This is a genomic window from Streptomyces sp. NPDC048584 (assembly GCF_043199595.1).
Classification (GTDB): domain Bacteria; phylum Actinomycetota; class Actinomycetes; order Streptomycetales; family Streptomycetaceae; genus Streptomyces; species Streptomyces edwardsiae.
The window spans coordinates 22,764-34,202 of record NZ_JBICWF010000019.1; the positions used below are offsets into that span (position 1 = coordinate 22,764).

The window sequence follows — 11,439 nt, forward strand, 5'->3', positions numbered from 1 at the left end:
CGAAGCCCCAGGGAACGGGAAGGGGCGGCGGGGGTGAAGAAAGTCCCCCACCGCCCCACCACCCGCTACTTGACGGACCCCGCCATGACCCCCTGCACAAAGTGCCGCTGAAACGCGAAGAACACCGCGACCGGCACCACCAGCGACAGGAACGCCCCCGGCGCCAGCACATCGATATTGCTACCGAACTGCCGAATCTGCGACTGCAGTTGCACAGTCAACGGCTGTGAGGAACTGTCCGCGAACAACAACGCGACGAGCATGTCGTTCCACACCCAGAGAAACTGGAAGATCGCCAGACTGGCAATGGCCGGCCGCCCCACGGGCAACACCAGCCGGGTGAAGATCCGCCACTCGCTCCCTCCGTCCATCCGAGCGGCCTCCAGCATCTCCTTCGGCATCTCCGCGAAGTAGTTCCGCAGCAGGAACACCGCGAAGGGCAGCCCGTACGCCACATGGAACAGCACGACCCCGGGAATGGTCCCGAACAGCCCCAGTTGCCCGAAGAGCTTGGCGACCGGCAGCAGCCCGATCTGCACGGGCACCACCAACAGCGCGACCACCAGCAGGAAGACAGGCTCACGCCCAGGGAAGTCCAGCCAGGCGAAGGCATATCCGGCAAGCGCGGCGACCACCACCACCAGCACCGTGGTGGGCACAGAGATCAGCACGGTGTTCCAGAACGCCTGGGTGATCCCCGAGTTCCCCAGCAGCGCGGAGTAGTTGTCGAAGGACAACTCCCCCGGGCTGGTGAACACGGTCCACCAGCCCCCCTCCGCCGTGTCCTGCGCGGACCGCAGCGAGGAGAGGAACAGCCCGGCCAGCGGGGTCATCCACACCAGCCCGATCACCACCAGGAACGCCTGCACCACCACGTTGCCCAGCACACGCCGCACCGCACTCATCGCTGACTCCTCCGGAAACGGCGGACGTTGAACACCATGGCCGGGATCACCAGAAGCAGCAGCAGCACACCCAGCGCACTGCCCAGTCCCTGGTTGTTGCCGCCGCCGAACGACACCAGCCACATCTGGGTCGCGAGCACGGTCGCGTCCTCCTGCACGGGCCCGGGCGCGATGATGTAGACGAGGTCGAAGACCTTCATCACATTGATCACCAGCGTCACGAACACCACGGTGAGGACGGGCGCGAGCAGCGGTACGGTGATCCGCCGGAAGATCTGCCACTCATTGGCCCCGTCCATCCGCGCCGCCTCGAGCGCGTCCCGGGGCAGGGCGGACAGCCCCGCCCCGATGAGCACCATCGCGAACCCCGTCCAGATCCACAGGTACGCCCCGATGATCGCGGGAGTGACGAGCGCCGGGCCGAGCCAGGAGATGCCGTCGTAGGGAGCCGCGAAGTTCGACGAGGGGAGCTTCAGGGCGTACGCCCCGCCGTCGAGTCCCCCGAAGCGGAACGACCCGTCGGCGGCAGTGGTCGTACTGGCCACCTTCTCGCCGTCCCGCACCGCCTCGACCGTGACACCGGGGAGCCCGCTCTCCTCCGGGTCGACGACCCCCGGCTCGCCTCCCCCGCCGGGCGTGAAGTCGAGGTACACGACACCGCGTACCTCGTCCGAGCCGGCCTGCGCCGCCGCGGCGGCGGGTTCGGCGCCCCCCGGCAGATCCTTGGGCGCCACCCCCACCAGCCCCAGCACCGCGGCCGTTCCCCCGGGCGACACCTCCGCCCCGGTGACGTACGACCCGTCGGCCTCCTTGACCAGCCCCTCCCCCTCCCGCGCACGCGCGGCCGGATACGACGAGGAGCCCTCGAAGGCGTCGTGGACGGAGACGACCGCCGCGTTGAGCACGCCCTTGTCCGGGTCGTCGTCGTAGGCGAGCCGGAAGATGATGCCGGCGGCGAGGAAGGAGACGGCCATCGGCATGAAGAGCAGCAGCTTGAACGCGGTGGCCCAGCGGACCTTCTCCACCAGGACGGCGAGGATCAGCCCGAGCCCGGTCAGCAGCGTCGGGGCGACGACGACCCAGATCGCGGTGTTCCGGACGGCCTCGAGGGTGGTCGGGTCGCGGAACATCTCGGCGTAGTTCTCGCCGCCCACGAATGCGGTGCCGGAGGCGTCGAAGAAGCTGCGGCCGACGGAGAACAGCACCGGGTACACGACGAGCGCGCCCAGCAGAAGCAGCGCCGGGAAGACGAACAGCAGGGCGATCAGGCGCCCCCGACGGCGCAGGCGCCGGCCGCCCGCGCCGTCGGGGTGTGCGGGTGCCGGAGGGCTCGCCTCTTTCACCAGGGTGGCGGTCATGGCGGTCAGTTCCCGTACGCCTTGGCCGCGGCCTTCTCGAGCTCGGCGGCGGTCTTCGCCGGGTCGGCCGGGTCACGCAGGAAGTCCTGGAGGATCTTCCACTCGCCGGTGCCCTTGGTGCCGCCGAAGGCGGCGGGGGCCTGGTCGGACATGTCGAAGCGGACCGAATCGCCCGCTTCGATCAGGGACTTGGCGGTGGCGCGGGTGACGTCGTCGCCGTAGGAGGCGAGGTCGAGCTTCTTGTTCGGGGAGAGGAAGCCGCCCGCCTCGGCCCATACTGCGGCGGCCTCCGCGGAGGCGAGGTACTCCACGAGTGCCATGCCGGCGTCGCTGTTCTTGCCGTCCTTGAGGACGACGGCCGCGTCACCGCCGCTGACCACGGGGGCCTTGCCGTCGCCGACCGGCGGGAACGGGAAGAAGTCGGCGTCGGTGCCGATGTCCTTGCCGAACTGGTCCTTGGCGACACCGGCGACGAAGTCGCCCTCGTAGACCATGGCGGCCTCGGCCTTCGGGCCGAAGACCTTCTCCACCGAGCCGGGGAAGTCGGTGTTGAGGGCCTGCTTCTGGCCGCCCGCGACGAGCTGCTTGTCCTTGAAGAGCTTGCCGAGGGTGGTGAGCGCGTCGACGACGGTCGGGTCGGTCCACTTGATCTCGTGCGCGGCGAGGGCGTCGTACTTCTCGGGCCCGGCCTGGGAGAGATAGACGTTCTCGAACCAGTCGGTGAGCGTCCAGCCGTCCTGTCCGGCGACGGAGAACGCGGCGAGTCCGGAGTCGGAGATGGTGCGTCCGTTCTCCAGCATGGCGTCGTACGTCGCCGGCGGGGTGACGCCGGCCTGTTCGAGGGCCGCGGGGCTGTACCAGACGGTCGACTTGTGGGCGGCCTTGAAGTACAGGCCGTAGAGGGTGCCGTCGACGGTGCCGTAGTTCTGCCAGACGTCGGCGAAGTTGCCGCCGACCTGGCTCTTCACCTTCTCGTCGAGCGGCTTGAGCCAGCCCTTCTCGGCGAACTGCTTGAGTACGCCGACCTGCGGGACCATGACGACGTCGGGGGCGTTGCCGCCCTCGATCTTGCTGCCGACGACGGTGGAGACGTTGTCGCCGGTGGAGACGAAGGCGGTCTTGGCGCCGGTCTTCTCGGTGAAGGCGTCGAGCACCTTCTGGAAGTTCTTCTGCTCGCTGCCGGACCAGACACCGGCCACGGTGACGGTCTGGCCGCTGAGCGACTGGCCTTCGCCGCCGCCGGCGGTGACGGGGTCGCCGCTGCCGCAGGCGGTCGCGCCGAGGGCGAGAACCAGGGCGGTGCATCCGGTGAGCAGGGTGGTACGTCGTCGCATCATCGTCGATGTCCGTTCGTTGGTACGGGAGTTGAGTCGGTACGGGTTTTCAGGAGCCGTCGATCCACCAGCCGGCGGTGGAGCCGGGGAGTGTCCCGGGCGGGCAGGGGCCGCTGGCGAGCAGCGGGGTGCCGGCCACCGGAGCGGGTACGGGGGCGGTGCCGAAGTTGACGGCGCAGACCAGGTCGTCGCCGCGGCTGAAGGCGAGGACGCCGGGCTGGGTGTCCAGCCAGCGCAGCGTGCCCTCGCCCAACTGCTCCAGTGCCCACCGCAGTTGGAGTCCGTCGCGGTACAGGTGCCAGAAGGAGCGGGTGTCGGCGAGCGCCCGGTCGGTGGCGTGCTCGGCGAACCACTCGGGCTGCGGCAGCCAGGGCCGTACGCCCTCGGCACCGGAGGTGAAGCCGAAGGGTGAGGCCTGTCCGGACCAGGGCAGCGGCACCCGGCAGCCGTCGCGTATCCGCGCGCGGCTGCCGGTGCGGTGGAAGATCGGGTCGGTGAGCACGTCGTCGGGCAGGTCGACGACCTCGGGCAGGCCCAGTTCCTCGCCCTGGTAGATGTACGCGGCGCCGGGCAGCGCCAGCATCAGCAGGGCGGCGGCGCGGGCGCGGGCCGGGCCGAGTCCGCTGCCGTCGGGGGTGGGTTCGCCGTAGCGGGTGACGGTACGGACCTGGTCGTGGTTGTTGAGGACCCAGGTGACGGTGGAACCGGTGCCGGCGATGTCCTGCATGGCCTCGGAGATGACCTTGCGGAAGGCGTCGGCGTCCCAGGGGGCGCCGAGCAGGTCGAAGAAGAAGGCCTGGTGGAGTTCGTCCGGGCGGACGTAGCGGGCGTGTTCGCGGGCGGTGGGGACGGACACCTCGCCGACCAGGAGGCGTTCGCGGCCGTCGCGGGCGGTGTACTCCTCGCACACCGTGCGCCAGTGCCGCCACACGTCGTGCACCTCGGGCTGGTTCCAGGCGAGCGGGTTGACCGAGTCGCGGGTTCGGGCGTCGGCCTCCGGGTCCGGGGAGTCGGGCAGCCGCGGGTGCTTGTACAGGCCGGCGGCGACGTCGATACGAAAGCCGTCGACACCCCGGTCCAGCCAGAAGCGGAGGACGCGGTCGAACTCGGCGGCGACCGCGGGCTCGCGCCAGTTCCAGTCCGGCTGTTCGGGAGTGAACATGTGCAGGTACCACTGGCCGGGCCGGCCGTCCGCCTCGGTGACCCGGGTCCAGGCGGGTCCGCCGAACATGGCGTGCCAGTTGTTGGGCGGTTCGGCACCGTCGGGGCCGCGGCCGTCGGCGAAGTGGAAGCGGGCGCGTTCCGGGCTGTCCGGGGCCGCGTCGAGGGCGGCGCGGAACCAGGGGTGCTCGCTGGAGCAGTGGTTGGGGACGATGTCCAGCAGCACCCTGACGCCGAGCCGCCGGGCGGTGGCGACCAGCAGGTCGAACTCGGCGAGGTCGCCGAAGACCGGGTCGACGCCGGTGTAGTCGGCGACGTCGTAGCCGTGGTCGTGCTGCGGCGAGGGGTAGAAGGGGCTCAGCCAGATCCCGTCCACGCCGAGCTTCTTCAGATACGGCAGCCCGGTCCTGACGCCGGCGAGGTCACCGATGCCGTCGCCGGTGCTGTCGAGGAAGCTGCGGACGTAGACCTGATAGATCACCGCGTCACGCCACCAGTGGTGCCTGTTCACCCCATCGGACCTGTCTGTGAGAGGAGCTTGTTATGCATGCATGTTAGGTAGAGCGGTCGTGAGGGTGTCAATGAACGTACGCAAGCTACCCGGGAGTTGGCCGGTGCAGAGCACTCTTTATAGGGGCATAGCGGGCACCTTCGAGATGCGCGCGTTACCTAACATGTAACTAGGAGGGGGCTTCGCTAGCGCGCGGAGACGGCGGCGAGTTCGCCCGCCAGTCGGCGCACCGCGGCCTCGGGCGTCTGCCGCCCGGTCATCGCGTCGTGCACCACCGCCTGCACCACCAGGCTCACCTGGTCGTAGTGCGGGCTCTTGGGGCGCGGGGCGGCGGCGAGCACGCTCTCGCGCAGGGTCGGGAGATAGGGGAACCGCCGGACCAGTTCCGGATCGTCGTACAGGTCGGCCCGTACCGGCGGCAGCGCGCCACGGGTGAGGACCTGGCGCTGCACGCGCTCGCTGGTGAGGTACGCGAGCAGGCGCGCGGCGGAGTCGGGATGCCGGGCGTGGCTGCTGACGGCCAGGTTGGAACCGCCGAGGACACTCGTCCCCGGGCCGTCCGGTCCCGGCAGCGGTACGGCGCCGACCTTGCCGGCGATCTCGGAGCCGGGGGCGGAGGCGGCGACGTAGGCGTAGGGCCAGTTGCGCAGGAAGAGCAGTCTGCCCTCCTGGAAGGCCCGCTTGGACTCCTCCTCCTTGTACGTCAGCGCCTCGCGCGGGATCCAGCCCTCGCGAACGCCGCGGGCGAGGAAGCCGATGCCGTCCCTGGCCGCCCGTGAGTCGACGGTGACGCGTTCGCCCTCGTCGCCGAGGATGGTGCCGCCGGCCGAGTAGACGGCCTCGGCCGCGTTGACGGTGAGGCCCTCGTAGGGCAGGAACTGACCGGCGTAGCCGTCGAGTCCGTGCCGCGGGGCGAGAGTTCTGGCGGCCTCTTCGAGCTCGGCCCAGGTACGCGGCGGCGCGACGCCCTCGGCGTCGAGGACGTCCTTGCGGTACAGGAGCAGCCCGGCGTTGGTGACGTACGGGACCGCGTACAGGCGTTCGTCGTAGGTCGCCGTGTCCACGACCCGGGGCAGGAAGGTGGCGAGCGCGAAGCGCTCGCGGGGCAGCGGGCGGATCCAGCCGGCGGCGGCGAACTCCGAGGTCCAGCTGACGTCGATGTTGAGCACGTCGAACCGGCCGCGCTCACCGCCGCGCAGATCGGTGATCATCTGCGCGCGGGTCTCGTCGGCGGAGTCCGGCAGTTCGACGAGGGTGACCCGCTCGCCGGGGTGGGTGCGGTTCCAGCCGTCGAGCACCGAGCCGAGATAGCCGGTGAGGTCGCCGGCGGTGGCCAGGGTGAGCGGTCCGCGGCCGTCCCCGGCGGCTTCGTCGGCCTGCGCGCCGGAGGCGACGTAACCGGTCAGGACGATGATCAGGACGAGGAGGCCCCTACCGGCGGCATGGATCCACCGCATAGGTTCCTCCCTGTACACCGGCACCCGGGCACCATCGTCCGGGGGTCAGAGGCCATGTATACCTGTTAGGTATGCGCGATACTAGGCCCTGCGGCACATTACCCACCGTCGAGGAGGAGAGCTCGAGTGCGGCTGCCCCTCCTGGCGCTGCTCGCCCGCGGCCCGGCACACGGTTACGAGCTCAAGCAGGACCTTGAGCAACTGCTGGGCTCCGCGTACCCTCAGCCGAACGTCGGCCAGATCTACGTCACCCTCGGCCGCCTCGAGAGAGCGGGACTGATCGAGGGCGAGGACGTCGAGCAGTCGAGCCGGCCCAACAAGAAGGTCTACCACCTCACCGACGCCGGGCGGGAGGCGCTGCGCGCCTGGTACGAGGAGACGGCGGACGAGCCGCGGGTGCGGGACGAGTTCTTCATGAAGCTGGCCCTGGCCCCGCAGACCGGTCTCGCCGACCAGATCGCGCTGATCAACCGACAGCGGCGCCAGTACCTGAACACCATGCGGCAGTTGTCGAAGCTGGCCGCCGCCGAGGACCGGGACAACCGCATCTCCCAACTGCTGATCGAGGGCGCCATGCTGCATCTGCAGGCCGACCTGGACTGGCTGGAGCGGTGCCAGGAGGAGCTGGAGGAGCTTCAGTGAGCGAGCGCACCGCTGAAGTGCTGCGCGCCGAGGGCCTGGTCAAGACGCACCACGGCGAGGGCGCCCCGGCGCATGCCGTGCGCGGGGTCGGTCTGCGGGTGGCGCCCGGCGAGTTCGTGGCGATCACCGGACCGTCCGGGGCGGGCAAGTCGACGCTGCTCCATCTGCTCGGCGGGCTGCAGCGGCCGGATGCCGGCAGCATCTGGCTGGACGGCGAGTGCACCGACGGCTACGGCGAGGCCCGCTGGGCGGTGGAGCGCCGCAAGCGGATCGGGATCGTCTTCCAGTTCTTCAACCTCGTCTCCGGCCTGTCCGTCGCCGACAACGTGGAGCTGCCCGCCCTGCTCGCCGGGGTGTCGCCGAAGAAGGCCCGCGCCGGGCGGGAGGAACTCCTGGCCGAGCTGGGACTCGACGGCAAGGAGCGGAGCATGCCGGGCGAGCTGTCCGGAGGTGAGCAGCAGCGGGTCGCGCTGGCCCGGGCGCTGGTCAACCATCCGCCGTTGCTGCTGGCCGACGAGCCGGCGGGCAGCCTGGACAGCAAGGGCACCCGTGAGGTGATGCGACTGCTCTCCCGTTTCCACGCGCGCGGGCAGACGATCCTCCTGGTCACGCACGACGCCCGGCTGGCGAGCGCGGCGGACCGGGTGATCAGCTTCTTCGACGGCCGGATCGCCGACGACGCCGCACTCGACGGCGGTACGCCGCCGCGCCGGGCCGGGACTTCCGGCGTGCTGGAGCTCAAGGACTGACATGCGCTGCCATCAGCGCCCCGTGAGGGGCTGACCACCGGTGCGGGCGACCCTGCGCTGGGCGCACTCCGATCTGCGGACGCATCGCGGCGAGGCACTGTTCCTGGTGCTCGCCACGGCGGGCATCGTCGCGTCCCTGCTGCTGGCCACGGCCCTGTTCGGCTATGCCACCAACCCCTGGCAGCGCGTCTTCGCCCAGGCGCACGGCGCGCACGTCACGCTGCACACCACCGCGGCCGCCGACGCCGGGAGACTGGCCGGGCTGGACGGTGTGGAGTCCGTCGCCGGGCCCTGTCCGACGGTTTCGCTCACCCTCGCGTCCGCGGGCGGCCGTGCCTCCGTGGAACTGCGCGGCACCTCCGGGAGACCCGGGGTGGGCCGCCCGCTGATCACCTCGGGGCACTGGCTGGACCCCGCGACGCCCGACGGCGTGGTCCTGGAGAGCCGGCTGGCGCGGGCGCTGCTCACGGCCCCCGGCGACACGCTCACCGTGCCCGGTACCGCCCGGCGGCTGACCGTGGTGGGCGTCGCCGACAGCGCCGAGCCGCGCTACCGGCCCGGTGAGCGGGCCGGCCTGGTGTGGGCGCTGCCGTCGGCGGTACCGGACCCGGCCGGCCAGGTCGTCGGGCTGCGGCTGACCGACCCGGGCGACACCGGATACGCCGTGCAGCGGGCGGTGACGGAGCTGGGCGCCGGGGCGATCGGCGAGGTCGCCACCTGGCAGCAGGCGCGCGCCGAGGCGCAGGGCGACAACCGGCTGCTCGGTCAGGTGCTCGGCCTGTTCGGCCTGGGCGCGCTGGCCGCCGCCGGTTTCGCCGTGCACGGGGCGATCGGCACCCGTATCCGGGGTCATCTGCGGGACATCTCGATCCTCAAGGCGATCGGTTTCACCCCCGGCCAGGTCGTCCGCGTCTTCCTGATCCAGCATCTCCTGTACGCCCTGCTCGGTGCCGTGGCCGCCGCCGTGCTCACCGAGGCGCTGGGCAGCGCGGTGCCGGGGCGGCTCGGTGCCGCGGTCGGCGTATGGCAGGGGCTGCCCAGTCACACCGCGGCGCTGTTCGTCGTACCGGTCGGGGCGGTGCTGTTCATCGGCGCGACCACCTCGCTGGCCGCCTGGCGGGCGGGACGCGTACCGCCGGTGCCGGTCCCTCGGCCGGCGGCGCCCCCGGCCGGGCGGCTGACCGGTGTCGCGCGGCGGGCACTGGGGGCGGGGGTGCCGCCGGCGCTGGTCCTGGGCTGGCACAAGGCGTTCACACGGCGGCCGCGTTCGCTGAGCGCGGTGGGCAGGCTGACGCTGCCCCTGCTGCTGATCGTGGTGGCGCTGAGCGCGTGGACCACCATCGACCGGTTCCACAGCAGCCCGGAGCGGATGGGGCTGCCCACGGCGCTCAGTGTCCGCGCGGACGCCTCACTGGACGACGGGGAGGCCCGCGCGCTGCTGGAGCGTGATCCGCAGGTGGCCGCCGCCTACCCGGGCGTCGAGGTGGCCGCGCTGGTCCCCGGCCAGACCGCGACCATCGCCCTGCGCGGGCTCGGCACGCACGCGGAGCCGTACCCGTTCACCCTGGCCGAGGGGCGTGCCGCGCACGGTCCGGACGAGGCGGTGGCCGGGCAGGGGCTGCTCGACCTGCTGCACGTACGGGTCGGCGACTGGGTGCGGATGACCGTCGGGGAGCGGCCGCAGATCCTGCACATCGTCGGCCGCAGCATCGAGCCGGAGAACGCCGGCCGGGTCATCTCGACCTCGCTGGACACCCTCCGCGCCAACGACCCGGATCTGCGGCCCGCCCAGTACCAGCTCCGCCTGGACCCGGGCGCGGACCCGGCGGCGGTCGCGGGGCGGCTGACGGCGGCGGGCAGCGGCCATCTGGACGTGCACACCGTGACCAACCCGGCCGACGGGCTGTCCCCGCTGCGGGCGGTGGTCCTCGGGCTGATCGTGGTGCTGGCGCTGATCGGGCTGATCGAGCTGCTGACGGCGATCGGGGGCACGGTGCGGGAGGGTGAGCGTGATCTGCTGGCGCTGAAGGCCATCGGTCTCACCCCCCGGCAGATCACCGCGGTCACGGTCACCGCCACGGCCGGTACGGCGCTGGCGGCGGTCCTCCTCGCGATGGCGCTGGGGCTGCCGCTGGCCCGTTGGCTGATCGACGCGCAGGGGATCTCGAGCGGCGTCGGCGCGGGTATCGCGCAGCTGCCCTCCCCCGCGCTGCTCGTGCCGCTCGGCGCGGCGGCGGTGCTGGGGGCCGCGGCTCTCGCCGCCCTCCCGGCAGCCCGCTCGACCCGCCGCCGCCTCGCGGACACGCTGAGCGCGGTGACCTGATTTTCCTCGCCCCCGGATCCCTGCTGCAACCAGCCCCTCCGGCGTTTGAGGAGCGGGGGTCCGGGGGCAGCGCCCCCGGGGGCGGGAACGGGAAGGGGCGGCGGGGGCGAGTAAAGACCCGGCGTCAGCCGCGCGCGTACGGGTTCCCCTGGGACGGCGCATGGGGCGGCATCGCCGACGGCATCGGCGGAAGGCCGGCCGGATGCGTGGAAAGACGAATCCCGTACCGCCGCCTCAACCGCCCCACCTCCGCCCAGGCGATCGCCGTGACGGTCACCGGCGCCCCCAGAATGAAGACGATCCCCATCGTCAGGCTGAGCCCGTGCAGATCCCCGGTGACAAGATCCGGAATCGCCATCAGCCAACTGGTCACCGTGGCCAGCAGAGCCGGCAGGCACCGATGCACGGCCGCCGTACCGAAGAAGTTCCCGGACACCCGCACGGCCCCGTAGGCCACGAAGACCAGCATCCACATCATCGTCAGCCCGACGCCCATGATCGCGAGCATGCTGTCGGAGCCGTTCGTCCACTGCACCAGCATCACCATCGCCACCACACACCCGATGAACAGCAGCAACAGCTTGAGGGCATTCAGCAGCGGCACCCGCAGCTGGCGCACGGTGCCGGTGCGCCGCCAGACGAAGAGCATCACGCCGACCGTCAGCGGCGTGAGGAACAGCAGCACCGCCGAGGCCGTCAGCGCGTTCTCCAGCAGCTCCGTGACCTCGAAGCCGCCCTCCAGAACCGTGTAGACGCCGATGGAGGCGACCGCCCCGGCGATGACCCTGAAGCGCTTCAGCCGCTCGATGGTCGGGTCGAGCGAGGGCGGGATCCACGCGGGGTGGAACACCGCCGTCGCGACCTGGTGAGGTTTCAGGAAGCTGCGTGCCGTCAGCGTGCCGCCGGTCCAACTTCCGCGCGTACGTGCCACCTTGTGCTCCCCCGAGCGTTCGCCGTGATGATCGCGGGGGATTCTACGGGAAGCGGACGGCACCGTGC

The 11,439-nt window shown here is 71.5% G+C and carries 9 protein-coding genes; 3 read left to right on the forward strand and 6 right to left on the reverse strand.

Going from position 1 to position 11,439, the window contains the following annotated elements:
* Nucleotides 1-65: 65 nt before the first annotated feature.
* The 5 genes from ACGFR9_RS32055 to ACGFR9_RS32075 form a co-directional block, all read right to left on the reverse strand.
* Nucleotides 66-905, reverse strand: a complete 840-nt coding sequence (locus ACGFR9_RS32055; RefSeq protein WP_030224613.1) for a carbohydrate ABC transporter permease — start codon at nucleotides 903-905, stop codon at nucleotides 66-68.
* Complete coding sequence (locus ACGFR9_RS32060; RefSeq protein WP_393215614.1) at nucleotides 902-2,263, reverse strand: ABC transporter permease subunit; 1,362 nt, start codon at nucleotides 2,261-2,263, stop codon at nucleotides 902-904. Before ACGFR9_RS32060 ends, ACGFR9_RS32055 begins: the two co-directional genes overlap by 4 nt.
* A gap of 5 nt (nucleotides 2,264-2,268) precedes the next feature.
* Nucleotides 2,269-3,600, reverse strand: a complete 1,332-nt coding sequence (locus tag ACGFR9_RS32065) for an ABC transporter substrate-binding protein (RefSeq protein ID WP_393215617.1) — start codon at nucleotides 3,598-3,600, stop codon at nucleotides 2,269-2,271.
* Nucleotides 3,601-3,646: 46 nt separating this feature from the next.
* The gene (locus tag ACGFR9_RS32070) at nucleotides 3,647-5,269 is read right to left on the reverse strand and encodes a glycoside hydrolase family 13 protein (protein ID WP_393215620.1); all 1,623 of its coding nucleotides are present in this window, start codon (nucleotides 5,267-5,269) and stop codon (nucleotides 3,647-3,649) included.
* 185 nt (nucleotides 5,270-5,454) lie between these two features.
* Nucleotides 5,455-6,726 carry an ABC transporter substrate-binding protein gene (locus ACGFR9_RS32075; protein WP_393215623.1) on the reverse strand — a complete coding sequence of 424 codons (1,272 nt, stop codon included), beginning with the start codon at nucleotides 6,724-6,726 and terminating at the stop codon, nucleotides 5,455-5,457.
* Between the two features lie 126 nt (nucleotides 6,727-6,852).
* On the opposite strand from ACGFR9_RS32075, the gene ACGFR9_RS32080 reads away from it, so the two are divergent.
* The 3 genes from ACGFR9_RS32080 to ACGFR9_RS32090 are packed head-to-tail and all read left to right on the forward strand — an operon-like array spanning nucleotide 6,853 to nucleotide 10,440.
* Nucleotides 6,853-7,368, forward strand: a complete 516-nt coding sequence (locus ACGFR9_RS32080; RefSeq protein ID WP_030224625.1) for a PadR family transcriptional regulator — start codon at nucleotides 6,853-6,855, stop codon at nucleotides 7,366-7,368.
* Nucleotides 7,365-8,117: an ABC transporter ATP-binding protein gene (locus ACGFR9_RS32085; RefSeq protein WP_030224627.1), complete on the forward strand. Its 753-nt coding sequence runs from the start codon at nucleotides 7,365-7,367 to the stop codon at nucleotides 8,115-8,117. Before ACGFR9_RS32080 ends, ACGFR9_RS32085 begins: the two co-directional genes overlap by 4 nt.
* Before the next feature lie 40 nt (nucleotides 8,118-8,157).
* Complete coding sequence (locus tag ACGFR9_RS32090; RefSeq protein WP_393215626.1) at nucleotides 8,158-10,440, forward strand: FtsX-like permease family protein; 2,283 nt, start codon at nucleotides 8,158-8,160, stop codon at nucleotides 10,438-10,440.
* A gap of 124 nt (nucleotides 10,441-10,564) precedes the next feature.
* On the opposite strand, the gene ACGFR9_RS32095 is transcribed toward ACGFR9_RS32090, so the two are convergent.
* Nucleotides 10,565-11,371 (reverse strand): hypothetical protein, encoded by an 807-nt coding sequence (locus tag ACGFR9_RS32095; protein ID WP_393215629.1) that lies wholly within the window; start codon nucleotides 11,369-11,371, stop codon nucleotides 10,565-10,567.
* Nucleotides 11,372-11,439 lie beyond the last annotated feature (68 nt).

Excerpts from the sequence above, each read along its gene's own strand:
- ACGFR9_RS32055 (WP_030224613.1), bottom strand. The coding sequence starts at position 905 with ATGAGTGCGGTGCGGCGTGTGCTGGGCAACGTGGTGGTGCAGGCGTTC.
- ACGFR9_RS32060 (WP_393215614.1), bottom strand. The coding sequence starts at position 2,263 with ATGACCGCCACCCTGGTGAAAGAGGCGAGCCCTCCGGCACCCGCACAC.
- ACGFR9_RS32065 (WP_393215617.1), bottom strand. The coding sequence starts at position 3,600 with ATGATGCGACGACGTACCACCCTGCTCACCGGATGCACCGCCCTGGTT.
- ACGFR9_RS32075 (WP_393215623.1), bottom strand. The coding sequence starts at position 6,726 with ATGCGGTGGATCCATGCCGCCGGTAGGGGCCTCCTCGTCCTGATCATC.